Origin of the sequence: Inquilinus ginsengisoli (genome assembly GCF_031453975.1) — a bacterium.
In the GTDB taxonomy this organism is placed as follows: Bacteria; Pseudomonadota; Alphaproteobacteria; order DSM-16000; family Inquilinaceae; genus Inquilinus; species Inquilinus ginsengisoli_A.
This window is the reverse complement of record NZ_JAVDPW010000022.1, coordinates 16,985-41,573: the sequence shown is the minus strand read 5'-3', so window position 1 is coordinate 41,573 and position 24,589 is coordinate 16,985. Positions and strand designations below refer to the sequence as shown.

At 65.5% G+C, this 24,589-nt stretch carries 24 protein-coding genes; 13 read left to right on the top strand and 11 right to left on the bottom strand.

From position 1 onward, the window contains the following. Positions 1-177 precede the first annotated feature (177 nt). A complete protein-coding gene (locus E9232_RS35560) occupies positions 178-633 on the top strand; it encodes a very short patch repair endonuclease (RefSeq protein ID WP_309802214.1) in 456 nt (151 codons plus the stop codon). Then, positions 630-1,832, top strand: a complete 1,203-nt coding sequence (locus E9232_RS35555; protein ID WP_309802213.1) for a DNA cytosine methyltransferase — start codon at positions 630-632, stop codon at positions 1,830-1,832. Before E9232_RS35560 ends, E9232_RS35555 begins: the two co-directional genes overlap by 4 nt. A gap of 3 nt (positions 1,833-1,835) precedes the next feature. Here the strand turns inward: E9232_RS35555 and E9232_RS35550 are convergent, their stop codons facing one another. The 3 genes from E9232_RS35550 to E9232_RS35540 are packed head-to-tail and all read right to left on the bottom strand — an operon-like array spanning position 1,836 to position 4,701. Beyond that, positions 1,836-3,047 carry a hypothetical protein gene (locus E9232_RS35550; protein WP_309802212.1) on the bottom strand — a complete coding sequence of 404 codons (1,212 nt, stop codon included), beginning with the start codon at positions 3,045-3,047 and terminating at the stop codon, positions 1,836-1,838. Between the two features lie 2 nt (positions 3,048-3,049). After that, positions 3,050-4,051 carry a DUF262 domain-containing protein gene (locus tag E9232_RS35545; RefSeq protein WP_309802211.1) on the bottom strand — a complete coding sequence of 334 codons (1,002 nt, stop codon included), beginning with the start codon at positions 4,049-4,051 and terminating at the stop codon, positions 3,050-3,052. Further along, positions 4,048-4,701: a hypothetical protein gene (locus E9232_RS35540; protein WP_309802210.1), complete on the bottom strand. Its 654-nt coding sequence runs from the start codon at positions 4,699-4,701 to the stop codon at positions 4,048-4,050. The genes E9232_RS35545 and E9232_RS35540 overlap by 4 nt, the downstream gene beginning before the upstream one ends. Positions 4,702-4,969: 268 nt before the next feature. Between E9232_RS35540 and E9232_RS35535 the strand changes: the two genes are divergently transcribed. Further along, the gene (locus E9232_RS35535; RefSeq protein ID WP_309802209.1) at positions 4,970-5,629 is read left to right on the top strand and encodes a hypothetical protein; all 660 of its coding nucleotides are present in this window, start codon (positions 4,970-4,972) and stop codon (positions 5,627-5,629) included. A 204-nt stretch (positions 5,630-5,833) separates the two neighbouring features. On the opposite strand, the gene E9232_RS35530 is transcribed toward E9232_RS35535, so the two are convergent. After that, positions 5,834-6,397 (bottom strand): cupin domain-containing protein, encoded by a 564-nt coding sequence (locus tag E9232_RS35530; RefSeq protein ID WP_374710709.1) that lies wholly within the window; start codon positions 6,395-6,397, stop codon positions 5,834-5,836. A gap of 234 nt (positions 6,398-6,631) precedes the next feature. On the opposite strand from E9232_RS35530, the gene aptA reads away from it, so the two are divergent. Continuing rightward, complete coding sequence (gene aptA / locus E9232_RS35525) at positions 6,632-7,990, top strand: omega-aminotransferase AptA (protein ID WP_309802208.1); 1,359 nt, start codon at positions 6,632-6,634, stop codon at positions 7,988-7,990. Between the two features lie 26 nt (positions 7,991-8,016). Further along, complete coding sequence (gene gcvA / locus E9232_RS35520) at positions 8,017-8,937, top strand: transcriptional regulator GcvA (RefSeq protein WP_309802205.1); 921 nt, start codon at positions 8,017-8,019, stop codon at positions 8,935-8,937. Here gcvA (E9232_RS35520) and E9232_RS35515 read toward each other — a convergent pair. Continuing rightward, positions 8,934-9,116 (bottom strand): hypothetical protein, encoded by a 183-nt coding sequence (locus E9232_RS35515; protein WP_309802203.1) that lies wholly within the window; start codon positions 9,114-9,116, stop codon positions 8,934-8,936. The two genes, gcvA (E9232_RS35520) and E9232_RS35515, sit on opposite strands and share 4 nt — an antisense overlap. 148 nt (positions 9,117-9,264) lie before the next feature. Here E9232_RS35515 and gcvA (E9232_RS35510) point away from each other — a divergent pair, with 148 nt between their 5' ends. Further along, positions 9,265-10,194 carry a transcriptional regulator GcvA gene (gene gcvA, locus E9232_RS35510; protein WP_309802201.1) on the top strand — a complete coding sequence of 310 codons (930 nt, stop codon included), beginning with the start codon at positions 9,265-9,267 and terminating at the stop codon, positions 10,192-10,194. Positions 10,195-10,339: 145 nt separating this feature from the next. Here gcvA (E9232_RS35510) and aguB read toward each other — a convergent pair whose 3' ends face one another. Genes aguB through E9232_RS35495 form a run of 3 tightly spaced genes read right to left on the bottom strand, consistent with a single transcriptional unit; the run spans position 10,340 to position 12,466 of the window. After that, positions 10,340-11,218 (bottom strand): N-carbamoylputrescine amidase, encoded by an 879-nt coding sequence (gene aguB / locus E9232_RS35505; RefSeq protein WP_309802200.1) that lies wholly within the window; start codon positions 11,216-11,218, stop codon positions 10,340-10,342. Between the two features lie 6 nt (positions 11,219-11,224). Beyond that, the gene (locus tag E9232_RS35500; protein WP_309802198.1) at positions 11,225-12,217 is read right to left on the bottom strand and encodes an aldo/keto reductase; all 993 of its coding nucleotides are present in this window, start codon (positions 12,215-12,217) and stop codon (positions 11,225-11,227) included. 12 nt (positions 12,218-12,229) lie between these two features. Beyond that, positions 12,230-12,466: a DUF1289 domain-containing protein gene (locus E9232_RS35495; RefSeq protein ID WP_309802196.1), complete on the bottom strand. Its 237-nt coding sequence runs from the start codon at positions 12,464-12,466 to the stop codon at positions 12,230-12,232. Between the two features lie 155 nt (positions 12,467-12,621). Here E9232_RS35495 and E9232_RS35490 point away from each other — a divergent pair, with 155 nt between their 5' ends. After that, positions 12,622-14,217 carry a trimethylamine methyltransferase family protein gene (locus tag E9232_RS35490; protein ID WP_309802195.1) on the top strand — a complete coding sequence of 532 codons (1,596 nt, stop codon included), beginning with the start codon at positions 12,622-12,624 and terminating at the stop codon, positions 14,215-14,217. A gap of 185 nt (positions 14,218-14,402) precedes the next feature. Continuing rightward, positions 14,403-14,954, top strand: coding sequence for a single-stranded DNA-binding protein (gene ssb, locus E9232_RS35485; RefSeq protein ID WP_309802193.1), 552 nt, complete (start codon positions 14,403-14,405; stop codon positions 14,952-14,954). A 97-nt stretch (positions 14,955-15,051) separates the two neighbouring features. Here the strand turns inward: ssb and E9232_RS35480 are convergent, their stop codons facing one another. The 3 genes from E9232_RS35480 to E9232_RS35470 are packed head-to-tail and all read right to left on the bottom strand — an operon-like array spanning position 15,052 to position 18,181. Further along, a complete protein-coding gene (locus E9232_RS35480; RefSeq protein ID WP_309802191.1) occupies positions 15,052-15,789 on the bottom strand; it encodes a ThuA domain-containing protein in 738 nt (245 codons plus the stop codon). Positions 15,790-15,829: 40 nt separating this feature from the next. After that, entirely contained in the window at positions 15,830-16,864 is a 1,035-nt protein-coding gene (locus E9232_RS35475; protein ID WP_309802190.1) for a Gfo/Idh/MocA family protein, read from the bottom strand. A gap of 36 nt (positions 16,865-16,900) precedes the next feature. Beyond that, complete coding sequence (locus E9232_RS35470; RefSeq protein WP_309802189.1) at positions 16,901-18,181, bottom strand: ABC transporter substrate-binding protein; 1,281 nt, start codon at positions 18,179-18,181, stop codon at positions 16,901-16,903. Between the two features lie 675 nt (positions 18,182-18,856). On the opposite strand from E9232_RS35470, the gene cpaB reads away from it, so the two are divergent. The 5 genes from cpaB to E9232_RS35445 are packed head-to-tail and all read left to right on the top strand — an operon-like array spanning position 18,857 to position 24,588. Next, the gene (gene cpaB, locus E9232_RS35465) at positions 18,857-19,768 is read left to right on the top strand and encodes a Flp pilus assembly protein CpaB (protein WP_309802188.1); all 912 of its coding nucleotides are present in this window, start codon (positions 18,857-18,859) and stop codon (positions 19,766-19,768) included. Further along, positions 19,765-21,129, top strand: coding sequence for a type II and III secretion system protein family protein (locus E9232_RS35460; protein ID WP_309802187.1), 1,365 nt, complete (start codon positions 19,765-19,767; stop codon positions 21,127-21,129). Before cpaB ends, E9232_RS35460 begins: the two co-directional genes overlap by 4 nt. Positions 21,130-21,135: 6 nt before the next feature. After that, complete coding sequence (locus tag E9232_RS35455; RefSeq protein ID WP_309802186.1) at positions 21,136-22,317, top strand: CpaE/TadZ family protein; 1,182 nt, start codon at positions 21,136-21,138, stop codon at positions 22,315-22,317. A gap of 13 nt (positions 22,318-22,330) precedes the next feature. Next, positions 22,331-23,662, top strand: a complete 1,332-nt coding sequence (locus E9232_RS35450; protein ID WP_309802185.1) for a TadA family conjugal transfer-associated ATPase — start codon at positions 22,331-22,333, stop codon at positions 23,660-23,662. Then, a complete protein-coding gene (locus tag E9232_RS35445; RefSeq protein ID WP_309802184.1) occupies positions 23,659-24,588 on the top strand; it encodes a type II secretion system F family protein in 930 nt (309 codons plus the stop codon). Before E9232_RS35450 ends, E9232_RS35445 begins: the two co-directional genes overlap by 4 nt. The last annotated feature ends 1 nt before the right edge of the window (position 24,589 follow it).

Here is a 24,589-nt window from a genome sequence, read left to right as displayed (position 1 = left end):
GGGGCAGGGACCGGCGTTTGGGGCCGCGACCCGCAGGGGCGCGGCCTGTAGGAGGGTTGAAACCGAGATTGGCTGATTGGGTAGCGGTCAGATTGCAGTTTCACTCACCCTCCAAGGAGTGCTATCGCGACCGTCCTCAGCTATACTGACTGAGTCCATTCGATTGTGGTGTCTGGAATGCTCCAGAAGAGAGGCGCAGCAAGCTTGGATGAGGCAGCCGGAGGCACTAAGAGCAACCTGATGGCCCGGGTTCGCTCGAAGGATACGGCTCCCGAATTGGCGGTCCGCCGTGAGCTTTATCGTCGAGGATTCAGGTATCGTCTACACCGACGGGACTTGCCGGGACGCCCAGATATGGTTCTCCCGAGGCACCGATTGGCGATGTTCATCCATGGTTGCTTCTGGCATGGATGCCCAGCCTGCGATCGCGGGATGCGTCGTCCAAAGTCGAACGTAGATTTCTGGGAAGCCAAACTGGCGGAAAACCGAGCGCGAGACGCGCGAAACATCGCGGCTCTTGAGGAACTTGGTTGGAGAGTGGCGGTTATCTGGGAATGCGTGATTCGTAGTGAGACCCGACTTGCTGAAGCCATCGATGGCCTCCCCCTTGATGCGAGAATTTATGCGCCATGACGCTTGAATCTGAATCAGTCGAGTCATGGACGGTCGCCGACTTCTTCAGTTGTGGCGGTGGAACTTCCGCTGGTTTTTCCCGTCGCCCAGATTTCCGTATTATCGGTGCCGTTGATCTTGAGCTGGCGAAGCCGTCCGGAGGGAAGGGCGCTTCCGATTGCAATGAAACTTACGCGGCTAATCATGGTATTTCTCCGCTTAATAGAGACATGATGACACTCGAGCCGGAGGAATTTGCTAAATCTTCGGGGACTAGACCTGGTGATCTGAACGTGATGATCTCTTGCGCACCTTGTACCCATTTATCTCGCGCAAACCCGAGCAATCATCTCATAGATAAAATCGAGAATACTCTCATTGATCGAAGCGGTGAGTTCGCGATTTGGCTTAAGCCTGAAATATTTTTTATGGAAAACGCACGCGAATTAATAATGGGAAACTATAAACATCATCATGCGAAGCTAGTTCAGTCGCTAGAAAATGTCGCTTATGATGTTAAGAGTGATATTCATTTCTTACATCGTTTTGGATTGCCTCAAGTGCGCGAGCGCGCGCTCGTAGTTGCCTCGCGAATTGGAAAGGCAAAGACTCTGGAGGACCTCTGGGAGGGTTGGACGATCCGCCCCGAGGCAGTCACGGTTCGCGTGGCGCTAGCCCGGCTTGCGGAATGGAAAGCTGAACATCCAAGTGATCCAGATGGCGACGTCTTCCCAGGGATGACGCCAGAAGTAGCTAAGCGTATTGCCGCAACTCCCAAGGATGGCGGTGGATGGATTGACGTTGCTCGCAATACGAAAACGCGGAAGTTACTGACCAAGGACTGCCTGCGCCGATGGAAGGAAGGGAATTTCGGATCCCATCCGGATGTTTATGGCCGGATGGCTTGGGACAAGCCAGCACCGACGATTAAACGAGAATGCGCGCATGTGGGAAACGGTCGCTATACGCATCCAACTGAAGATCGCCTGATGACTGTGCGAGAGATGGCAACGTTACAGGGATTTCCTTTTGATTATAAATTCCCTGCAAAGTCCGTGGCGAACAGATATAGACATATCGGTGACGCCGTCCCTCCGGTGATTGCTTACCAAATGTCGGCGCTCGCGAAGTGGATAAAGACGGGTGTTCGGCCAGAGCCGGTAGACTGGGTCATGCCAAATACTTGCTTACGCGTTGAGGATATCGTCCGCGTAAATTGAGTATTATAGGCCGCACCACTCTCTTAGCCTGCGCTTAAGCCAAGCCCAGTGCTCTGGATGGCGCTGGCGTCCGCCATCCCATCCCCAAGCGTGATGCAGATTGAAGACGTCGGCCATACGGCCCATCTCGCGCGACTGCATCGGGGCCCGCGTATTCCTCCTCCCACTCTTGCCGGCGCCTCCGGTCAATAGATCGTTAGTCAAAATTGCCATCATAAGGAAACGATCGGTCTGCCGTTCAGACCGATTCTCGCGAGTGCTGAGGGCCATCCTCTCATGCAGGTTGTGCACATCGGTGGCGGCTTTCACTTCTCCGACAGCGAATTCGACGATGCGTTGGGACCGTCGCGCAGCGTCGGATCGTACTTCCGAATAAGCACTCCAAGCCTCCTGTGCCGTTCGGAACGGTTCGGTGAGTGACTGAACGATTGCGACGTCTGGATCTGACGCAAAGATCACTGCTCGGTGATTCGATAACAGGATGCATTTAAGTGGGCGCTCATTGCTTTCCGGCGCGATACCATGTCGACGTAGGAACATATCGACCGAAACAGGATCGCGCTGTCCCGGTGGCGGTAGGCCACCAAGTTGGTCGAGCAGCATGCCATCAGACACTTCCAGAAGGGCATCCATAACGGCGATTGCACCGCCTACAGCGCCCACGTCACCGCCGGCGTTTTGCGAGGCGCCGTGGATCCTAAGATGCTTATGATAGTCACCAAACAGAATCGTATTTATGCCTTCCTCACGTGACCAGGCCAGCCATGCGTTTAGATGGGGGACCTCATTGCGTCGGCGAGCACTCGCTTCCGAATCTCTGAATTTGGCGGCTGAAAGAGCAGGGAATAGTGCCCGGCGCTGTTTGTCGGAAAGGCAGGTCTGCGCTAGAAAGTCAGCTACTATACCGCGCGACACCGGGTCCATCGCGATGTCAATGTGAAGCCAGTCTTTACCTGGGTTTGCGCTGCTCGCCACCTGTTCTCGTGCAAGACCAGACTGGGCCAGTTTTTCTACATCATCCCAGTCTGGTGCTATCGACATGTACATCGCTGCCTGCTCACCGAGCGAGGATGGCAGGACAACTGGCGAGGCTGTCATTGCTCGAGCAATGTAGCGCAATCTAACTTTTGAGAATCCCTCGATAAAGTTCCGAACTTCCTCGGGAGACTGGGCACATCGTTCGAGCTGCGCATTGAATTCGGCGAGCGTCGGCATCGTCAAGCCGCCAAGATCACTTTGCGAATGACCTTCCCGCGGTTCACGCGGCTACTCCGATCGTTTGTGGCCTGTACCGTAGTTTTGAAATAAGTCTGAAGGTCTTCATCGCCGGAAGGCTGAGCCATCTCTTTTTCCACCTGCTCATAAAAATTTTCAATCGCCGGGCCGACGCTTTTTGCGTCAAGCGGGTGCTTCTCCTTGTTCAGAAGTCGATCTATCTCCACAAAGAGTACAAGAAGGTCCGTTTTCTTCCATGCTCGTGAGCGCGGTGGGAATGTGCAGCTCTTGATGAAATCTCTTGCTGATAAGAATCGATTTCGGATCTCTTGGTCTTCGGGAAAATCATCATTATAGCGATCCAAAAAGGGTTCTAGTTCTTCATTTCTGTGAAAATAAGTAGAAAGCATACTTATAATTATGGTTAAGCTATATATAACGTCGTTCATGCGACGAATTTCCCGAGCGCTGAATATTTTATGCGTATCAAAAAAGCCGTCCTGAGAAATATCGTCAGCACATTGCTTTAGCGGCCCTCGGTAACGAGCGTTGTGGATTTCCATAGCGTTGAGAGAATAGGAAGTTGAATTAATCCGCCTGAATACTTCTCGAATCTCATCCGTACTAATGATGCCGAGGTTGCGAACAGCTACCTCGTAATTCATGAATTCCGTCTGCTCGGTGGGAGTCAGGTTCCGATAGGGACGGATCTCTGGAGGTAAGCGCAACGCGGCAGACGCTGTGAAATATTGATGCAAGGTCGTGATTCGCTGCTGGCCATCTACCAGAATCTCAGTCCCTGCGGCCGTTTCCAGATTTACTTCTCCAACAGCGATGTATATTTCGGGGAATGGATAGCCTTGCAGGACAGTGTCGAGGAATGCAATCTTGTCCTTGTTTGACCAGACGAGCTTGCGCTGGAAGTCAGGCTGCGGGATCAACTCTCCGCTCTGAAGGCTGCTGAGCAATGCGCGAACGCGCCTATTCTCTGCTGAGGTTTTCATGGCGTTAGATGCACTCTCGCCTTGCATTCGTTGATCGCGATGGTTTGGTAGGCTTCCAAAAAATATTCTTCTCGATAGAGGCCGGCCGTCACCTTATAGTCACCAGCTGCACGGTCGCTGGTTAGTTTTCGAAAAAAATCAAACCACTCAACTCTGTAGGTGAAGCGGCCTTGAGACGGCAGTTTGTCCGGTCGCATCCATCCCCGGAAGATATAATCACGGAAGTTTTTACCTTGTGGCCAGAAATCGGCTATGCCTCCGTAACCAGAGCCATGCCAAAACTCGAAACACCGTTTCCAGATATCATCGAACAACACATCTGAGACGATGGCGACGTCGACGTCGGAGTTTCCGGAAAATGGCGAGAAGGCTGGACGGTCTTCATCTTCGTCTTCATCCTCTTGGGAAACCGATTTTCGTTTGGCTGACTTATGCTTAAGAGTGAATCCCAGTTTAGCTGACCCCACGATAACAATGTTCTTTCGATCGATGCCAAAATTGGCTCCGATGCGCTCCCTCAAGCTTCGCTCGTCGATATCTGTGACACCCATGCAACGGTCGGGCAGGACGTACCGCTTGAACATATCGCTCGGCGATAGAGAGGCCAGATCGGACTTGAACCGGGCGAGGTAGGCAGAATCAACGGGCATGCGGCGATCCTGCCGTCAAATTGGGATAGCGTATAGGGCCGCCGATAGTGACAGAACACGCGGAGTGCGACCACATATAGCGATGGTCCTCTGACCATTCTTGCCAGGCCGCCTCCTGTCGCTGTTTACCGGTTGCCGTCCAACCAGAGCACCGCACAGCGCCTGCTTTTGGGCTCGACGGCGGAGCGACAGCATGCCGCCGCGGGCGGGCTGCGCCCGCACGAAATCGCTCTAGTGTTAACTTCCCATCCATGTTCTCTATATGTTCATGGACAAGGCGCCCTCCGCCCCCGAGCCGGCCCCGCCGAGCGATCCCGACCTGCACTGGACGGGATGGGCGCTGCAGATGCTGCGCGAGGCGGCCGAGATCGACCTGCGGGCCAAGCGGATGACCGCGCAGCAGCAATCGGTCACCCTGGCGGGGCCGCAGGCGCCGGATTTCGCGCTGATGCAGTCGCGGCTGTCGCGGTCGCTGCGGCTGTCGATCGCCATGACCGAGCGGATCCGCACCGAGTACCTGATGCGCAAGGGCGAGCGGGAGGGCTCGGGCGAGCAGGAGCGCCGCCGCCGGCGCCGGGAGCAGGCCGCCGAGGCCGCGACCCGGCTGGCCGCGGCGCCCGGGGAGGGCTGGAGCGTCGAGCACACCCGGTCGGCGGTGTGGGAGAAGCTGGTCGAGGACGAGATCCTGGACGTGCAACTCGACACCCTGTCGCCCGAGGAATTCGTGCGCGAGGTCTGCCGCAGGATCGGCCGCCCGCCGGCGCCGCCCTGGCCGCCGCAGGGGCGGGAGGAGGACGCCGGCGACGAGGCCGGCCTGGCCGGTGCGGATTCCGTCGCCGCCGATTCCGGAGAGGGCTGGGGAGAGGGCTGGGCCGAGCCGCCGGAGGAATCCGGGCCGTCCCGGCTGCCGTCGCCGGACAGCAGTTAAGCGATGGAGATGGGCTCCGTTCGTGACAATCCGGATCGTGTTGCCTCTCCCGTTTACGGGAGAGGTCGGAGGCGCTTGCGCCTCCGGGTGAGGGGCGGCACCGGCGGTGGGAAAGAGCCCTCACCCGGAAATCCAAGGGGATTTCCGACCTCTCCCGCAAGCGGGCGAGGTGACGCCTCGGCGCGCTCGCTGGAAACTCGCCCTCTAGAAACTCGGGGGCGTGCAGCTCGACACGATCTCGGCGGGCTCGTCGCCGACCACGCGGAAGCGGTGCGGCGCCCGGCTCTCGAAGTAATAGGCGTCGCCGGGGCCGAGGATGCGGCGGCGCGGGCCCACCGTCAGCTCCACCCGGCCGCAGATCACCACGCCGCCCTCCTCGCCGGCATGGCTCAGCGGCGTCGGGCCGGTGTCGGCGCCGGGGCCCAGCCGTTCATGCAGGATCTGCAGCGCCCGGCCCGACAGGTCGCGCCCGACCTGGCGGTAGGAGATGGCGCCCGGGCTCCCACCCTGGGCCGGGCCCCCGGCGCCTCCCGCCTTGGCGCCATGCGGCCCGGCGGTCTTGCCGGCGATCTCGGTCAGCTCCGCCGCCGCGAAGAACACCGGGTCGGACGGCGCCTCGGCCAAAGCGAAGAACTCCGCCAGGCTCAGCGGCAGCCCGTCCAGCACCTTCTTCAGGGAGCCGATCGAGGGGCTGGCGCGGTTCTGCTCGATCAGCGAGACCGTGGCGTTGGAGACCCCGGCGCGGCGCGCCAGCTCGCGCTGGCTCAAGCCCCGGGCCTCGCGCAGGCGGCGCAGCCGGCCGCCGATGTCGATACCGTTAGGGTCTGGGCTCTCCGGGGCTTCGGGATGGGATGTGGGCAGTGTTTTTCCGTTCGACATTCCGAACGCCAAAGGCAAGGGGCCGCGAAGGCAGGCTTTTGCCATCTTTCTCCGCCGGCGGGCGCTTGTCGAGCAATCCGAACACTCCTACGCTCCCGGGCAAATCTTCGACCGGAGGCTTCCATGAACGAGCTGAGCAAGACCGGTGCGGGCGCGCGCACCGACACCCGCGCCCCGAACAACCTTGAATCCTTCTGGATGCCGTACACGGCGAACCGGTCGTTCAAGCAGGCGCCGCGGCTCTATGTCGGGGCCAAGGGCATGTACTACACCACGGTCGACGGCCGCCAGGTGCTGGACGGCACCGCCGGGCTGTGGTGCGTCAATGCCGGCCACTGCAACCCGCGCATCGTCCAGGCGATCCAGGACCAGGCGGCGGAGATGGACTACGCCCCGTCCTTCCAGATGGGCCACCCCAAGGCGTTCGAGCTGGCCTCGCGCGTCGCCCAGATGCTGCCGGGCGACCTCGACCATGTGTTCTTCGCCTCCGGCGGCGGGTCCGAGGCGGTCGACACCGCGCTGAAGATCGCCCTGGCCTACCAGCGCCAGATCGGCCAGGGCACCCGCACCCGGCTGATCGGGCGCGAGCGCGGCTATCACGGCACCGGCTTCGGCGGCATCTCGGTGGGCGGCATCGTCGCCAACCGCAAGGCCTTCGGCACCCTGCTGACCGGGGTCGACCACCTGCGCCACACCCATGACCTCGGCCGCAACGCCTACAGCCGCGGCCTGCCGCAGCACGGCGCCGAGCTGGCCGACGACCTCGAGCGGCTGGTGACGCTGCACGACGCGTCGACCATCGCCGCTGTCATCGTCGAGCCGGTGGCCGGCTCCACCGGCGTGCTGATGCCGCCGCAGGGCTACCTGCAGCGGCTGCGCCAGATCTGCGACAAGCACGGCATCCTGCTGATCTTCGACGAGGTCATCACCGGCTTCGGCCGCCTCGGCACCAATTTCGGCGCGGACTATTTCGGCGTGCAGCCGGACATGGTGACGATGGCCAAGGGCCTGACCAACGCCGCGGTGCCGGCCGGGGCGGTCGGCGTGCGCAAGCATATCTACGACGCCTTCATGACCGGCCCGGAGCACATGATCGAGCTGTTCCACGGCTACACCTACTCGGCGCATCCGCTGGCCATGGCCGCCGGGCTGGCGACCCTCGACGTCTACCGCGAGGAGGGGCTGTTCCAGCGCGTCGCCGACCTGGCGCCGTACTGGGAGCAGGCGCTGCACAGCCTGAAGGGCGCGCGCCACGTCATCGACATCCGCAACCTCGGCCTGATCGGCGCGGTGGAGCTGGAGCCGATCGCAGGCAAGCCGACGGCGCGGGCCTACGACCTGTTCATCAAGTGCTTCGAGAAGGGGGTGGGCATCCGCACCACCGGCGACATCGTCGCCCTGTCGCCGCCCTTCATCATCGAGAAGGGCGAGATCGACCGGATCGTCGAGACCCTGCGGGAGTGCCTGCAGACGCTGGACTGAGGAGAGGGCAGGGGCCGCCGCACCCGATGAACACCCAGCCAGGCTTCCAGCTGCCGCCGCTCGCCGCGGTGCGGGTGTTCGAGGCCGCGGCCCGCCATCTCAGCTTCACCCGGGCGGCGGCGGAGCTGGGCATGACCCAGGCGGCGGTCAGCTACCAGATCCGACTGCTGGAGGACCGGGTCGGCGCGCCGCTGTTCCTCCGCCTCACCCGCAAGGTGGCGCTGACCGAGGCCGGGGCCCGGCTGGCGCCGGCGCTGACCGATGCGCTGTCGCGCATGGCCGGGGCCTTCGCCGCCCTGCGCGACGATGCCGCCGGGGGCATGCTCTCGGTCACCACCGTCATGACCCTGGCCTCGAACTGGCTGGTGCCGCGGCTCGGCCGGTTCCAGTCGGCCCATCCCCGCACCATGGTGCGGGTCGACACCGGCCAGGGCAATGTCGACTTCACCCGCGGCGACTACGACCTCGGCATCCGCTACGGCCGCGGCGTGTGGCCGGGGCTGGCGGCGCACTGGCTGCTGCCGGTCGAGTACACGCCGATGTGCAGCCCGGCGCTGCGCGACCGCGCCGGCGGCTTCGCCCAGCCGCGCGACCTGCTGGGCCAGCCGCTGCTGTGGGACGATGCCGATGCCTGGCAGCGCTGGTTCGCCGCGGCCGGCGTGGCGGTGCCGGCCTCGGTCGCCGATGACGGGCTCAGGCTCGACACCCAGCAGATGATGGGCCAGGTGGTCAAGGCGGGGCAGGGCGTGGCGCTGCTCAACCCGCTGTTCTTCGCCGAGGAGCTGGCCTCGGGCCAGCTGGTGCAGCCCTTCCCGACGCTGCTGCGCGAGGAGGGCGGCTTCTACATCGTCCATCTCGAGGCCCGCCGCGAGGTCCCGAAGATCGCGCTGTTCCGCGACTGGCTGCTGGCCGAGGCGGCGGCAGCGATGGCGATGCGGGCCGGCTAGCTGCGGTCGAACCCCATGTCCCGGCGCAGCTGGTCGGACAGGGCGTTCGGGTCGAGCACCCGGCCGGCGGCCGGGCGCAGCATCCGCTGCGCGGCGGCGCGGAGGAGGGAGAGCAGGCCGCGCCGAGGGCGAAGCCGGGGGATCGGGCGCACGGGCGCCCGCTGGACGATGCTGGTCATGTCGGTCTCCTGGCGGCTCCGAACGCATCAGCTCTGTTGATGGGTTCACCGGGCCGTGCGTTGCGATGGGCTCCGTACGAGAGGAATATCGGCGTTCGTCGGGCGTTCGACCAACGCGTTCTCGATAAGCAACGGATAAGCTGTCTTAATGGATGAAGCATCAGCCTCGCGCCTGCCGCCGCTGCCGGCCATCCGCGTGTTCGAAGCGGCGGCGCGGCATCTCAGCTTCACCAAGGCGGCGGCCGAGCTGGGCATGACCCAGGCGGCGGTGAGCTACCAGATCCGCATGCTGGAGGACCGGGTCGGCGCGCCGCTGTTCCTCCGCCTGACCCGCAGGGTCGAACTGACCGAGACCGGCGCGCGCCTGGCCCCGGCGGTGACCGAGGCGCTGGCCCGGCTGGCCGGGGCCTTCGCCGCGGCGCGCGACGACACCGGCGGGCTGCTCTCTATCACCACGATCCACACCTTCGCCACCAACTGGCTGGTGCCACGGCTCGGCCGGTTCCAGCTCGCCCATCCCGGCATCGCCGTGCGGCTCGACACCAAGGAGAAGCTGGTCGACTTCACCCGCGGCGACCACGACATCGGCATCCGCCACGGCATGGGCCTGTGGCCTGGCCTGGCCGCGCATCCGCTGATGCCGATCGAATACACCGCGCTGTGCAGCCCGGCGCTGCGCGACCGCGCCGGCGGGATCGAGGACCCGCGCGACCTGCTGCGGCTGCCGCTGTTCTGGGATAGCGGCGACGGCTACTGGCAGCGCTGGTTCGCCGCCGCCGGCGTGGTCGTGCCCTATGGCGTGTCCGACGGCGGCATGCGGCTGGAAAACCAGCAGATGCTGGGGCGCGCGGCGCAGGCCGGGCAGGGTGTGGCGCTGGTCAACCCGACCTTCTTCCTCGACGAGCTCGCTTCGGGGGAGCTGATCCGGCCCTTCCCGTTCACCATCCGCGAGGAAGGCTCGTACTACCTCGTCTATCTCGAGAGCCGCCGCGACGTGCCGAAGATCGCCGCCTTCCGCGACTGGCTGCTGGCCGAGATCGCCACCGACGGAAAGCAGAGCCCGGCCGCAGCCGAGTGAGCCAGGCGGCGCGGTTTCGATTGGCGTAATGTTCTCATTATGTTCTCATGGCCGCATGGCCATATCGCCGAACACCCGACAGCGTCCGCTGGACAAAGAGGCTGGGTTCGCCCGAAGCGAACCCAGCCCACTCGGTTCGGGCAGCCTACGAAGGCCGCGTCGACCCGTCATAGGTCAGCACCGCGCCGTACAGCTCCGGCCGGCGGTCGCGGAACAGGCCCCAGCTGGCGCGCTGGGCCCGGATGGCGTCGAGGTCGAAGCGCGCCACCAGCACCTCCTCGGCGTCGCGTCCGGCCTGGGCCACCAGCGCACCGGTCTGGTCGGCGATGAAGGACGAGCCGTAGAAGGTCTGGGCGAAGCGCTCGCCCTGCTCGGTGCCGATCCGGTTCGATGCCACCAGCGGGGTCAGGTTCGCACCGGCATGGCCCTGCATCACCCGGGTCCAATGCGGCTGGCTGTCCAGCGCGCCGTCCTGCGGCTCGCTGCCGATCGCGGTCGGGTACAGCAGCACGTCGGCGCCCATCAGCGCCATGCAGCGCGCCGCTTCCGGGTACCACTGGTCCCAGCAGATGCCGCAGCCGACATTGCCGTAGCGGGTCTTCCACACCCGGAAGCCGGTGTCGCCGGGGTTGAAGTAGAACTTCTCCTCGTATCCCGGCCCGTCCGGGATGTGCGACTTGCGGTAGACGCCCAGCACGCTGCCATCGGCGTCGACCATGGCGATCGAGTTGTAATAGGCGTTGTGGGCGCGCTCGAACACGCTGACCGGCATCGCCACCTGCAGCTCCGCCGCCAGCGCCCGGAAGCGCTCGACCACCGGGTGGCCGTCGATCGGCTTGGCCAGGGCGAAGTGCGACTGCAGCTCGTCGCGGCAGAAATAGGGGGCGGCGAACAGCTCCTGCGGCAGCACGATCTGGGCGCCGCGGCCGGCGGCCTGGCGCACCAGGGCCTCGACCCGGTCCAGGGTCTCGGCCTCGTTCCAGGTGCAGAAGGTCTGGGTGGCGGCGACGGTCAGGGTGGTCATGGGCGGCTACCAGCGGTGGTGGACATGCGGCGCGATCAGGCGGTCGTAGAGGTCGCGGATCGCCTCCATCTGCGCCGGGCTGAACGCCGGCAGGTCGGCGGCCGCGGCATTGCCGCGCGACTGCTCCGGGTTGCGGGCGCCGGGGATGGCGGCGGAGACGGGGTCGTGCATCAGGATCCAGCGCAGCGCCGCCTGGGCCATCGGCACACCCTGCGGCAGGATGCGGCGCAGCTCCTCCACCGCCTGCAGCCCGACCTCGAACGGCACGCCGGAGAAGGTCTCGCCGACATCGAAGGCCTCGCCATGCCGTTTGAACTGGCGGTGATCGTCGGCGGAGAAGCTGGTGTCGCGCGTGATCTTGCCGGTCAGCAGGCCGCTGGCCAGCGGCACCCGGGCCAGGATGGCGACATCCGCCGCCTTGGCCAGGCCGAAGAACAGCTCCGCCGGACGCTGGCGCAGGATGTTGAAGATGATCTGGACCGACGCGACGCCGGGATAGCCGATCGCCTTGATGCCTTCCTCGACCTTCTGCACCGAAACGCCGTAATGGCGGATCTTGCCGGCGCGGACCAGCCCGTCCAGCCCCTCGAACAGGGCAGGGATGTAGTAGACCTCGGGCGGCGGGCAGTGCAACTGCACCAGGTCCAGCGTCTCCATCTCCAGATTGGCGCGCGACCGGTCGATGAAGGCCTCCAGCGCCTCGATCGTGTACGCCTCGGCGACATGCGGGTTGAGGCGGCGTCCGGCCTTGGTCAGCACCTTGACCCGGTCCTTGATCTCCGGACGTTCGCGCCGCAGCCGGGCGATGATCTTCTCGCTGCGGCCATCGCCATAGACGTCGGCGGTGTCGATCAGGGTGACGCCGGCATCGATCGCGGCATTCAGCGCGGCCAAGGCGTCGGTCTCGCCGACATCGCCCCAGGAGCCGCCGATCTGCCAGGCGCCGAAGCCGATGGCGGAAACGGTCCAGCCGGTCTTGCCGAAACGGCGGGTCTGCATGGGGGTCTCTCCCTAGACGGATTGGGGCTGTCGGCGCCGTGGCCGGCTGTCGGCGGCGCTGGTGCGGCCGCGGGCGCGGCGGCGCTCCTTCAGGCGCTGCAGGATGGCCAGGCGCTGGGTGTTGTCGGTGTCACGCCACATCGCGATCTCCTCCGCCGTGCGCAGGCAGCCGGCGCACAAGCGGGTGTCGGCCTCGAGCGTGCAGACGCCGGTGCAGGGCGAGACGATGAGCGGCAGGTCGAAGGTCATGGCCCCTTCCAGGTAGCCCGGCCGGCGCCCGGGTTCAAGGCGATGCGTGCGGGCGACGCGACGGTGTCGTGACCGGGCGAGGCCGGGTCGCAGGCGCGATGGCCGGCACGGCCTCGCGGCGTAGCATCGGAAGCCTGGGAGAAGGATAACGCGCCATGACCGATTCTGCCGTAACCCCGCCGGATGATGCCGCAGCCGGAGACGCCCCGGAGGGTGGCCGGGCCGGGCGGCGTGGCCGCGGCGGGGCCGAGGCGCGCCGGGCCTTGCGGCGCGGCGGCGGGCTGCAGCAGCTGAAATACATCTCGCGCAAGATCCCGCTCTACGAGGTCCTGAAGACCGACGGGCTGGAGATCATCGAGCATAACGCCGACACGGTGCTGGAGGAGATCGGCCTCGAGTTCCGCGACGACGAGGAGACGCTGGAGCTGTGGAAGGCCGCCGGGGCTGACGTCAAGGGCACCCGCATCCGCTTCCCGCGGGGGCTGTGCCGCCAGCTGGTTCAGGCCACCGCGCCGCGCGAATTCACCCAATATGCGCGCAACCCGGACCGGACGGTCCAGATCGGCGGCAACAACACCGTCTTCGCCCCGGTCTATGGCCCGCCCTTCATCCGCACCCTCGACGAAGGCCGCCGCTACGCCCGGATCGAGGATTTCCGCAATTTCGTGAAGCTCGCCTACATGACGCCGGTGATGCACCATTCCGGCGGCACCGTGTGCGAGCCGGTCGACCTGCCGGTGAACAAGCGGCATCTCGACATGGTCTATTCTCACATCAAGTACTCCGACAAACCCTTCATGGGGTCGGTGACGGCGCCGGAGCGGGCGGAGGACACGGTCGCCATGGCGCGGCTGGTGTTCGGTGAGGAGTTCGTCGACAAGAACTGCGTGCTGATCAGCCTGATCAACGCCAATTCGCCGATGGTGTGGGACGGCACCATGCTCGGTGCCCTCAAGACCTATGCCCGCGCCAACCAGGCGGTGATCGTCACCCCGTTCATCCTGGCCGGCGCCATGGCGCCGGTGACCAGTGCCGGCGTGCTGACCCAGACCCTGGCCGAAAGCCTGGCCGGCATGGCCACGGCGCAGCTGTGCCGACCCGGTGCGCCGGTGGTGTTCGGCTCCTTCGCCAGCTCGATCTCGATGCAGTCGGGCGCGCCGACCTTCGGCACGCCGGAGCCGGCTTTGGTGCTGTATGGCGCCGCCGCCCTGGCACGCCGCCTCGGCGTGCCGTTCCGCTCCGGCGGGTCGCTGTGCGGCTCGAAGGTGCCGGACGCGCAGGCCGCGTTCGAAAGCGCCCAGACCCTGCTGCCGACCATGCTGGGCGGCGTCAACTTCGTGCTGCACGCCGCCGGCTGGCTCGAGGGCGGGCTGGTCAGCTCCTACGAGAAGTTCATCCTCGACACCGACCAGCTCGGCATGATGCAGGTGATGGCCGAGGGCATCGACCTCAGCGAGAACGGCCAGGCGATGGACGCGATCCGCCAGGTCGGCCCGGGCAGCCACTATCTCGGCTGCGACCACACCCAGCGCAATTTCGAGAACGCCTTCTACCGTTCGACCATTGCCGACAACAATTCCTACGAGCAGTGGGAAGCCGAGGGCCGGCAGGACGCCTCCCAGCGCGCCAACACCATCTGGAAGCGCATGCTGGAGGAGTACGAGGCGCCGGCGATCGACCCCGCGATCGACGAGGCGCTGCAGGATTTCATGCGCCGCAAGAAGGACAGCATGCCCGACGCCTTCACCTGAGACCGGTCTCTCGGGCCCGCCGGGTCCGAGATGGCGGTTGCAAACCGGGCCGCCCGGGTGGATGATCCTCTTTTGTTCTCGCGCGTGGGCGTGGCCTCGACCCGGAACGGAATCGCTTTGCAATTCCAATTCGGGTCATCCGGCTCTAGGGTCCGCCCCTGATTGAGTCTTACGAGGTCTGGGTCATGGCTGGCAGCGTCAACAAGGTCATTCTGGTCGGCAATCTCGGCCGCGATCCGGAGATCCGGTCCTTCCAGAACGGCGGGCGGGTCGCGAATCTCTCGGTTGCGACGTCGGAGAACTGGAAGGACCGCACCACCGGTGAGCGCAAGGAGCGCACCGAGTGGCACCGCGTCGTGGTGTTCAACGACGCGCTGGTCGGGGTGGTCGAGCGGTTCCTGAAGAAGGGATCGAAGATCTATATCGAGGGGCAGCTGGAGACCCGCAAATACGCCGACCAGAGCGGCGCCGAGCGCTACACCACCGAGGTGGTGCTGCGTCCGTTCCGGGGCGAGCTGACCATGCTCGACGGCCGCGGCGAAGGCGGCGGTGGGGGCGGCGGCTTCGAGGATGAAGGCGGCGCGAGCGGTGGCGGCGGGGGCTTCGGCGGCGGCGCTTCCGGCGGCGGCCGATCCTCGGGCGGCGGCTTCGGCGGCCCGTCCGGCGGCGGTTCGTCGGGTGGCGGCGGTGGCCGTGCCCCGATGGCGGACGATCTCGACGACGAGATCCCGTTCTGATCCTGGTTTCAGCTGAAAATGCCAGCGGGCGGGCCGATCGGTCCGCCCGCTTCATTTCAGGGTTTGGGCTCCGGGCCGAGGAGGAAGAGTGGCGGACCTACCCCATCTTCTCCAGCGGCTCCCGCCGAGCATTGTCCGGCGGGGTGCGGCGGACGCCGGGCTGGGCGGCCCAGGCGGCGGCGTTGGCGATGACCTTCTGGACCTCGGCGTGGTGGTAGCTGGGGAAGGTCTCGTGGCCCGGCCGGAAGTAGAACACCCGACCGTAGCCGCGGCGGTAGGTCAGGCCGCTGCGGAACACCTCGCCGCCCTTGAACCAGCTGACGAAGATCAGCTCGTCCGGCTCCGGCACGTCGAAGAACTCCCCATACATCTCCTCCTGCGGGATCTCGATGCAGCGGTCGAGGCCGGCGGCGATCGGATGCGCCGGGGCGGTGACCCAGATCCGCTCGTTCTCGCCCTGGGTGCCGTGGACCCGCCAGTTGACGCTGCAGCTGGTGCCCATCAGCCGGCGGAAGATCTTCGAGTAGTGGGCGGAATGCAGCACGATCAGGCCGAGGCCGCCCATGACGTGGCGGCGCACCCGCTCGACCACCGCGTCCGACACATCCTCATGCGCCTTGTGGCCCCACCACAGCAGCACGTCGGCGCCGTTCAGCACCTCGTCGGTCAGCCCGTGCTCGGGCTGGTCCAAGGTCGCGGTCGACACCGGGAAGCCGCGCTGGCGCAGGGGGGCGGCGATCGCCTCATGGATGCCGTCGGGATAGACGGCGGAGACGTCGGGGTTCTGCAACTCGTGCCGGTATTCGTTCCAGACCAGCAGGCGGGGAAGGGCCATGTCAGATGTCTCCGGAGTTGGGCGGTCAGCGGCCGGCCTCTCAGGGCAGGATGTCGGACAGCTGCACCCACGTGCCGTCCTGAGCGCCCGACCGCATGCTGGCGAAGCTGGTGGCGAGGGACTGGATGTTGTCCTCGCCCGAGGTGAAGTAGCGCGGCGGCTTGCCGCGCACAGCCTGGGCGAAGGCGTTCAGCGTGCCGGCCCGGTCGATCAGCTCGACGGGGGTCATCGGCAGGTCCTCGGTGGTGCCGTCGGGCCGGCGCAGCACCACCTTGTCGGCGATCGCGCCGCCGACGCCGCGCGCCTGCCACAGCAGTTCGGCCTCCTCGCATTCGATCGCCCATTCGCCGGTCCAGGTGGTCGGCGTGCCGCGGGAGACCCAGGAGCCGTTGTAGGACACCATCATGCCGCTCTCGAGCGCCAGCAGCGCATGGGCGGCGGCATGGTCCTTGAACGGGCTGTCCGGCGTGTTCCAGCTGCGGCAGGCGACGCGCTGCACATTCTCGCCGAAGATCATCCGCATCAGGTCGAAATGGTGGATCGCCATGTCCAGCAGCAGCGGGCCGGGGATGTCGTGGTAGCGGTGGCCGGTCACCTTCCAGTTCTGGCGGAAGTCGATCAGCGCCGAGAGTGCCCTGCCATAGGTGCGCTTCCGCACCAGGTCGGCCACCGTCCGCACCGCCGCCTGGTAGCGGTAGTTCTGGCTGACCATCAGCACCCGGTCGGCCTGCTTCGCCAGCGCGATCAGCGCCTGGGCCTCTTCCAGCGTCGAGGTGAAGGGCTTCTCGACCAGCACGTGCTTGCCGGCCTTCAGCGCCATCTCGCTGACGCTCTTGTGGCCGGCGGTCGGCAGCACTGCCAGCACGCCCTCGGCCTCGACCGCGGCGATCGCCGTGTCGAGGCTGGGGAAGCACTTGGCCTCCGAGAGGCCGAGCGTCTCCTGCGCCCGCTTCAGCACCTCCGGACTGGCGTCGACGAAGCCGACGACGTCGACCGCCTTCACCTGCGGCAGGATGGTGTGGGCCCAGTTGGTGCCCCAGCCGCCGAGGCCGACCTGGATGACCTTGACCGACATTCCGTCTTCCTTTGCCCGTCTGCTATTGCGTGATGCTCACCAGCGGCCGCCGCGGCTCAGCCGGTTCAGGTCCTTCTCCAGCTGCGCCAGGTTGGTCGCAGCGTCGCCGTTCTTGGACAGGGTGGCGTGCACCGCATTCCAGAACAGGGTCGAGACCTCGCTGTAGCGTTCCCCGGTCACCGCCGAGGGGCGGGCGGCGGTGCCGTCGAGGATTTGGCGCGTGATCTTGAAGAAAGGCCGCTTCGCCAGGAGTTCCTGGTCTTCGTAGAGTGCCGGGATGGTCGGCTGATAGCCGCCCTCCATGGCGCGGCGCTTCTGTTCCTCTCGGCTGGTCAGATACATCGCGAATTCCGCCGCTTCCTTGGGGTGGGCGGAATATTTCGACACCGCGATCTGCCAGCCGCCCAGCGTCGCCGCATGCCGGGCGCCGTCGCCATCGCCCTTGGGCAGCGGGGCATATCCCACCTTGCCCTTGACCGGGCTGTCGGTCGCCTCAGCGAGACTGGCGGCATAGGGCCAGTTGCGCATGAAGGCGGCGTTGCCGGACTGGAACACGCCGCGCGCATCCTCCTCCGTGTAGTTCAGCACGCCGTCGGGCGCGATGGTGCCGATCCAGGAGGCGGCGAGGTCCAGCGCCTTGGCCGCCTGCGGGTTGTTGACGGTGATCTTGCCGTCGGCCTCCACGATGTCGCCGCCGCCGAAGCTGACGATCCATTCCAGCGCGTCGCAGGTCAGCCCCTCATAGGCCCGGCCCTGGAACACGAAGCCGAAGAAGCGGTCGTTGCCCGCCTTGCGCTCGCCCTCCTGGATGGTCTTGGCGGCCGCAGTCATCTCCTCCCAGGTGGCGGGCACCTTGAGCTGGTATTTGTCGAACAGGTCCTGGCGGTAATAGAGCAACCCGGCATCGGTGTACCACGGCAGGGCCAGGAGGTGGCCGTCGCGGGTCAGCCCCTGGACGATGCCGGGAAAGTACTGGTCGATGGTGGCCTGGTCGACATACTGCTTCAGGTCGACGAAATGGCTGCCCAGGATGCCGGGCCACACCACGTCGACCTGGAACACGTCGATGTCGCCGGACTTCCCGGTCAGGAACTGCTGGTAGAGCGCCAGCTGTTCCGAGGTCGATTGCGGAGCCGCGACGATCTTGACGGTGTTGCCGGTCTTCGCCGACCAGGCCTTAGCCGCCTCGTCGCACAATCTGGACTGGATGCCGGTCGATCCGCAGGCGAAGGTGACGTCGACGCCCGCTGTGGCCGGCGTGGCCGCCAGCCCGAGGACGAACAGGGCGGCGAGCGAGGTCAGGTGTCTCCCGGACATGGTTCCCTCCTGTGGTCGTGTGCCCGGGTTCTGGTGCCCGATGCAACCGTTTTCAGGTTAGTGGCGCGGGGTGATTTGGCAACGACAATCGAACCCTGCGGCCGCCGGCTGGAGACCTTCCAGGAGTGGGCCGGACAACAGGATCGTCAGGGCGCCGATGATCGGAATGTTGGCAGACCCAAGGAGGCGCAGGGAAGGCCGCATCGCGAACCCAAGGATTCGTCAATGCTCCATGTGTGTCAGCTTTACAACCTTTGGTCGTGCCTACGGCGCCCTGGCCCAAACTTTCGTGTTGACGCGGTCATCAGAAAAATGGACATAAATAAATATTAGGTATATTTCGATGTAATCTGCAACCCCAGGTCAGTGTCTAGGAATTAACTCCACAAAGGTCAAAATCTTCTAACTGTGCATATCATTTTATGCAGGTTTCTTTGCTTGGGACGTCTAGTAAGAACACGATCGGGTTCTTGTGTTACATAATAAACACTTGTGGAATTGGCATGCTTGTGCTACATAAAGGGGTATTAATGTTAGTTTATCTGACCTTTTAAGGAGTACGGCCCATGCATGAATATTCGAGCGAAGCGAAACGCTAGCCGTCCGGTTCAAAAATTGCTCGCCTCGCCCGTCGAGGCTGATTGGTTTCGACATGCCCATTGAAGCCCCCGACCGATGAATGCGAATGTCCTGACGCGAGCCTATCTGGTCCTTGGGGGTCTGGGGGCGATCTCGCTGATCGCTTATGGCGTCTACAAGAACTACGCGCCGGTGGAGTCGACCCAGGCGTCGACGCCGGCGCCGGTCGTTCAGCCCGCTCCGGCCGACATCAAAGTGTTCGGGGTGATGACCGCGGCGCGCTTCATCGCCCGGGGGCAGGTGATCGCCCGCGAGGATGTGAGCTCCATCTCGATCGCAGGGGGGGTGCCGGCGGGTGCCAGGACGGCGATCGGCGACGTGGTCGGCAAGATCGCGACGGTGGACATTCCGGCCCAGCAGCTGCTGCTCGATTCCGTGGTTTCCGCCGATCCGGCCAGGGCCGGGCTTGCCGCGCTGGTCCCGCCGGGGCTTCGCGCGATCAGCATTCTGACCAATGACGAGATCGCGGTCAGCGAATTCGTCCGGCCGGGCGACAAGGTCGACATCCAGCTGGTGCTGCCCGACACCGCCCTGAACAAGCAGGGCGGGCTGCAGCGCCAGGGCGGCGGGGATCTGAGCGAAGCGCGCACCGTGCTGCAGGATGTGCTGGTCCTCACCGTCGGCACCACCCTCGGCGATCCGGCGATGGCCCCGGCCGACCAGAATGGCGGCGGCCGTCGGCCCGACCCGTCGCGGACAATCAGCCTGGCGATGACGCCCGACCAGATCGCCCAGTTCGCCCTGGCCCGCAGCCTCGGCTCCTTCTATCTGGCTCTGCGCCGGCCGGACGATCTGCAGCTGATCACCGACAACACCGCGAAGCTGTCGGACATCCGTGGCCCGGCCCCGCCGCCAGCCGCGGTCGAGCCGCCGCAGCGGAAGGCGATCGAGCTGATCGTCGGCGACCGCAGCCAGATGATCTACCCCCGGTCCGGAGAGCCGCGATGAGATTTGTGGTCCGCATGCTCTGCATCGCGGTGTTCGTCCTCGTCTCCGGCGCGGCGGGGGCGGAGGAACTGCGGCTCGGCGTCGGCGCCCAGCGGGTGATCGACCTTCCCGCGCCGATCACCCGCATCGTCGTCGGCCAGGGCGGCATCATCGATGCGACCGCGCTGAACCAGGACCAGTTGCAGATCACAGGCCTGCAGTCGGGCCAGACCACGCTCGCCATCTTCACCAGCCGGTCGGACCAGGGCATTTCCTACGACGTCACCGTCGGCGGCGCTCCGGCGGTCGCGCTGCCGACCATCCCCAACCGCGGCGACCCGGCGCGGCAGATCCGCGGACAGCCCGGGCTGCAGGGCGTGCGGGTGAATCGCGACGGCGACACCGTGGTGCTGTCCGGTTCGGTGCCGGACCTCGATGCCCATGCGCGGGCGACGAGCATCGCCAACGCCTATGGCGACGGCAAGGTGGTCGACCTGATGAAGGTCACCGGCAACCAGATGGTCGCGGTCGACATCCAGTTCGCGGCGGTGTCGGCGACCACATTGCGGGCCCTCGGCTTCAGCTTCTCGGCACTCGGCGGCACCGATTTCCAAGGCGCGCTGGTCGGGCCGAACACCCTGCAGAGCTACGAGTTCAGCAACACCGTTTCCAAAGTCACCTCGACGGTTCCGCTGGCGAACGCCTTCAATCTGTTCCTTGGCGATCGCCGCAATGGTATTCTCGGCATCCTCAGCGCGCTGTCCCAGGCCGGGCTAACCCAGTTGCTGGCCCAGCCGACGCTGCTGGTCCGCTCCGGCGAGCACGCCGAGTTCCTGGCGGGTGGCGAGGTGCCGATCCCGGTGCCGCAGGGCGGCAACGACAACGGCACCATCACCATCGAGTACCACCAGTACGGCGTCAAACTGGACATCGCGCCGGTGGTGCTGTCGGACAAGCGCATCGTACTCAAGGTCTCGCCCGAGGTCAGCGAGCTCGACTACGCCAATGCACTTCAGATCCAGGGGTTCAACGTGCCGGCCTTCCGCCGCCGCTCGACCTCGACCACGGTCGAACTCGGCAGCGGTCAGAGCTTCGTCCTCGCCGGCCTCATTTACAGCAACAGCGCGGTCAACGAGAGCAAGTTCCCCTGGCTGGGCGACATCCCGATCATCGGCGCGCTGTTCAAGTCAACCAACAACCAGCAGGAGCGGCAGGAACTGATCATCGTCGCCACGCCGCGGCTGGTCACCCCGCTGGCGCCGAACCAGGTCCCGCCGCTGCCGGGGGTGGATACGCGCAAGCTCAACCCGACCATCGGCGACATGATCCTGAATGTCGACCAGGTGCAGGACCATCTCGCACCCTATGGGCTCATGCGGTAGGCAGCAATGTTCCGGATCACCGTCGCCACCTCGGACACCAATCTCGCCGCCGGACTGATCGCCGCGCTGGAAGGCGTCGCAGCGGTGATCCGCTCGACCCCGGACACGGGACCGCTGCTCGAACTGTGCGGCAAGGTGAAGCTGGATCTGGTCCTGCTCGACGCCGACCCGGTCGATGGGTTCGGCACCGGGCTGGCCGAGGCGATGCGGGCGCTGACCGCCGCCGATCCGGATGCGCCGATCATCGTCCTCGGCGACGAGGGCGATGCCCGGTCGGTGCTGCGGGCGATCCGCGCCGGGGCGGCCGACGTGATCGACCGCAGGGCCCAGGGCGAAGCGCTCAGCGAGCAGCTCGGCCGGCATCTCACCGGCGCGCCGCGCGGCGACGCGATCGGCAGCGGCGCCCTCACTCTGGTGATGAGCGGCCAGCCCGGCGGCGAAGGCCTGTTCGCGGTCAACCTCGCGGTGCTGCGCGCGAAGGCGGCAGGGGGCGGGCTGCTGATCGATGGGGCGTTGCCGTCGAGCGAGGCCGGCGCCGCGCTCAACGTGCCGCTCAACTACACCATCCGTGATGCGGTCCAGGACCTGCCGCGGCTGGACCGCACGCTCCTGTCCTCGGCACTCGGCCGGCATGCGCCGTCGGGACTGCACATCCTGCCTTTGGCGGTGGCCGGCGAGGAGGTGCACGACATCGCCCCCGACGCGATCGCCTCGATGCTGCTGGTGCTGCGGGCGTTGTTCGGCGAGGTGATCCTGAATGTCGGCGGCATCCGCCATCCCGGCCTGCTGACCGAATTCGTCCGCGCCGCCGGCCGGATCTACCTGGTGGCGCCGCAGCGGTTCACCGCGGTCAAGGCCTGCCGCGACCTGCTGGTGCAGATCGGCCCGAGCGCCCAGGTGCTCGACCGCATCACCCTGGTGGTCGAGGACCACGCGCCGGGGATCACGCTGACCGAGGAGCAGATGCGAGAGGCGCTCGGGCTACGCCGCTCGGTGCGCCTGCCGGCTGCACGGGTCGAGCTGATCAACGCGCTCAACGCCGGGCGCCCGCTGGTGTTGGAGCAACCGCGCGCCGCCTACTCCCGAGCGCTGGAGAAGCTGGCGGCCGAGGGGGCCCCGACACTAGCCCCGGTGGCCCGGCCGACGCCACGCGGCAGCGGCCTGTTCGGCCGGCTGCGGACGTCGTGAGGGAGGCGCGACGATGGCAGGGCTGATCAACGGCGTCGGTGTGAGGGGCGGGGCGGACCCCGAACAGGCGGCGGCGGAGCTGCGCACCACCGACGGCTATCAGCGCACCAAATTCGCCATCTTCAACCTGGTGCTGGAGCAGCTCGAGGCGCTCGGCATCACCTCCGAGGCGGCCAGCCGGCCGATGATCCGCGACGGCATCGAGCAGGCGATCACCCGCTTCGCCGCCAAGGAGGGGCTGGCGCTGAACGCCGCCGAGCGCGCGCTGCTTGCCGCCGAGGTGCAGAACGAGGTCATCGGGCTCGGCCCGCTCGAGCCGCTGCTCAAGGACCCGACGATCGATGACGTGATCGTCAACGGGCCGTTCAGGATCTATGTCGAGCGTGCCGGCCAGATGTCGCCGGTGCCGGCCCGGTTCCGCGACACCGCGCATCTGATGAACATCATCCAGCGCATCGTCAGTCCGATCGGTCGCCGAGTCGACGAGGCGACGCCCTATGTCGACGCCCGGCTGCCGGACGGATCGCGCGTCAACATCGTCATCCCACCGATCGCGCTGGATGGGCCGATGGTGTCGATCCGGAAGTTCCGGATCCAGGGCCTGACGGCGCAGGACTATGTCCGGCTCGGTTCGATGAGCCCGGAGATGATGAGCTTCCTTGCCGCCGCGGTGCGCTCGCGCCTCAACATCCTGATCTGCGGCGGCACGGGCTCGGGCAAGACCACGCTGTTGAACATGCTGAGCGCCAATATCGATGAGAGGGAACGGCTGATCACCATCGAGGATGCGGCGGAACTGCAGCTGCGGCAGAGCCATGTGGTGCGGCTTGAGACGCGGCCGCCCAATCTCGACGGCAGCCGCGAGGTGACCGCCCGCGACCTGGTGCGCAACGCGCTGCGGATGCGGCCCGACCGCATCATCCTGGGCGAGGTGCGCGGCGCCGAGGCGGTCGAGATGCTGCAGGCGATGAGCACCGGCCATGACGGGTCGATGGCGACGATGCATGCCAATTCCAGCCGCGACGCCTTCGGACGGCTGGAAATGCTGCTCGGCTTCGGCGGGCTGACCGGCGATCCGAAGACGATCCGGCGCTACATCGCCAACAGCATTCACATCATGGTCCAGGTCAATCGCATGGCCAGCGGCAAGCGGCGGGTTACGACGGTGTCGGAGCTGACCGGCCTCGAAGGCGAACAATATAGTCTGAACCAGCTTTTTTCCTTTGAAGAGCAGCCGCCGATGAGCGGCCTGGGTGAATTCAGAACCCTGTCCGCACGCCCCCATTTCGCGCACCGGCTGGTTGGCATGTCGGAGTTGCGGACTGCGTCGAGGCCAGCGCCATGAACGGGTCGGGATTTCTTCTTCTCGGGGTTGCTTCGCTGTTCTTTCTGGCCGGCATCGGATTTCTGGCGAGCGGCGGGCAACGGCGTCGAAATCAGCAGATGCAGGATCGGCTGGAAGAATTGCAGGGGCTGAGCACCCCCTCGCCCGTCAGTCTTTCACGTAACCGCTTCGTGGCGAGCGAGCGGGGTGGCCCCCAGTTCCTTGAGCTTTGGCTGGCCAGGGCCGACATTGCGTTGCGCCCGCAGATAGTGCTTGCTGCCGGCTGCGCGCTTCTGGCTGTCGCCTCCATATTGACCCTGCTGGCTGGCCCGATCGTAGGCTGCGTGATCGCGGCGATCGTGCTGGGTGGCGGGATCTTCGGTTTGCGGTTGCTGGCGGCGCGGCGCCTCGCCGCCTTTATCAACGGGCTGCCGTTCTTTCTGGATGCGTTGCGCCAACTGCTGACCATCGGCAACTCCATGCAGCAGGCTTTGCTGACAACCGCAGAGAATTCCGGGCCGGAAATGCAGCGCTATTTGAATCCGCTCATTCGGCGCATCAACAATGGCGCGCCGATCCCGGAAAGTATTCGTTGGTTGGCCGATCGCCTGAAGGTGCCGGAACTCTATATGCTGGCCGCGGCTGTCGAGACCAATTTCCGGTTTGGCGGCCGGATGTCAACGGTCCTTGCCAACCTTGTTCAGATCCTGCGCGATGGCGCCAGGGTCGGGCGTGAACTCAGGTCGGCGACGGCCGAGATTCGGTTCAGCGCAATTGTGCTTGGGCTCATGCCCTTTGCCGCGGCCGTCATGATCGGCATCACCAAGCCCAGCTATATCATGTTCTTCATCGAGACCGCGCAAGGGCATCGGCTGGCGCTTATTGCACTCGGTCTGCAGGCGGCCGGCCTCCTGGTGATGAGCCGTATCATGCGGTTGGAGTTCTAGG

Bases quoted from the DNA above. Each gene is read 5' to 3' on its own strand.
- E9232_RS35545 (WP_309802211.1), bottom strand. From the start codon at position 4,051: ATGAAAACCTCAGCAGAGAATAGGCGCGTTCGCGCATTGCTCAGCAGC.
- gcvA (WP_309802205.1), top strand. From the start codon at position 8,017: ATGAACACCCAGCCAGGCTTCCAGCTGCCGCCGCTCGCCGCGGTGCGG.
- E9232_RS35490 (WP_309802195.1), top strand. From the start codon at position 12,622: ATGACCGATTCTGCCGTAACCCCGCCGGATGATGCCGCAGCCGGAGAC.
- E9232_RS35475 (WP_309802190.1), bottom strand. From the start codon at position 16,864: ATGTCGGTCAAGGTCATCCAGGTCGGCCTCGGCGGCTGGGGCACCAAC.
- E9232_RS35550 (WP_309802212.1), bottom strand. From the start codon at position 3,047: ATGCCGACGCTCGCCGAATTCAATGCGCAGCTCGAACGATGTGCCCAG.
- E9232_RS35535 (WP_309802209.1), top strand. From the start codon at position 4,970: ATGGACAAGGCGCCCTCCGCCCCCGAGCCGGCCCCGCCGAGCGATCCC.
- E9232_RS35500 (WP_309802198.1), bottom strand. From the start codon at position 12,217: ATGCAGACCCGCCGTTTCGGCAAGACCGGCTGGACCGTTTCCGCCATC.
- E9232_RS35495 (WP_309802196.1), bottom strand. From the start codon at position 12,466: ATGACCTTCGACCTGCCGCTCATCGTCTCGCCCTGCACCGGCGTCTGC.
- E9232_RS35455 (WP_309802186.1), top strand. From the start codon at position 21,136: ATGTTCCGGATCACCGTCGCCACCTCGGACACCAATCTCGCCGCCGGA.
- E9232_RS35450 (WP_309802185.1), top strand. From the start codon at position 22,331: ATGGCAGGGCTGATCAACGGCGTCGGTGTGAGGGGCGGGGCGGACCCC.
- E9232_RS35480 (WP_309802191.1), bottom strand. From the start codon at position 15,789: ATGGCCCTTCCCCGCCTGCTGGTCTGGAACGAATACCGGCACGAGTTG.
- ssb (WP_309802193.1), top strand. From the start codon at position 14,403: ATGGCTGGCAGCGTCAACAAGGTCATTCTGGTCGGCAATCTCGGCCGC.
- aguB (WP_309802200.1), bottom strand. From the start codon at position 11,218: ATGACCACCCTGACCGTCGCCGCCACCCAGACCTTCTGCACCTGGAAC.
- E9232_RS35460 (WP_309802187.1), top strand. From the start codon at position 19,765: ATGAGATTTGTGGTCCGCATGCTCTGCATCGCGGTGTTCGTCCTCGTC.
- aptA (WP_309802208.1), top strand. From the start codon at position 6,632: ATGAACGAGCTGAGCAAGACCGGTGCGGGCGCGCGCACCGACACCCGC.
- cpaB (WP_309802188.1), top strand. From the start codon at position 18,857: ATGAATGCGAATGTCCTGACGCGAGCCTATCTGGTCCTTGGGGGTCTG.
- E9232_RS35560 (WP_309802214.1), top strand. From the start codon at position 178: ATGCTCCAGAAGAGAGGCGCAGCAAGCTTGGATGAGGCAGCCGGAGGC.
- E9232_RS35445 (WP_309802184.1), top strand. From the start codon at position 23,659: ATGAACGGGTCGGGATTTCTTCTTCTCGGGGTTGCTTCGCTGTTCTTT.
- E9232_RS35540 (WP_309802210.1), bottom strand. From the start codon at position 4,701: ATGCCCGTTGATTCTGCCTACCTCGCCCGGTTCAAGTCCGATCTGGCC.
- E9232_RS35515 (WP_309802203.1), bottom strand. From the start codon at position 9,116: ATGACCAGCATCGTCCAGCGGGCGCCCGTGCGCCCGATCCCCCGGCTT.
- gcvA (WP_309802201.1), top strand. From the start codon at position 9,265: ATGGATGAAGCATCAGCCTCGCGCCTGCCGCCGCTGCCGGCCATCCGC.
- E9232_RS35470 (WP_309802189.1), bottom strand. From the start codon at position 18,181: ATGTCCGGGAGACACCTGACCTCGCTCGCCGCCCTGTTCGTCCTCGGG.
- E9232_RS35555 (WP_309802213.1), top strand. From the start codon at position 630: ATGACGCTTGAATCTGAATCAGTCGAGTCATGGACGGTCGCCGACTTC.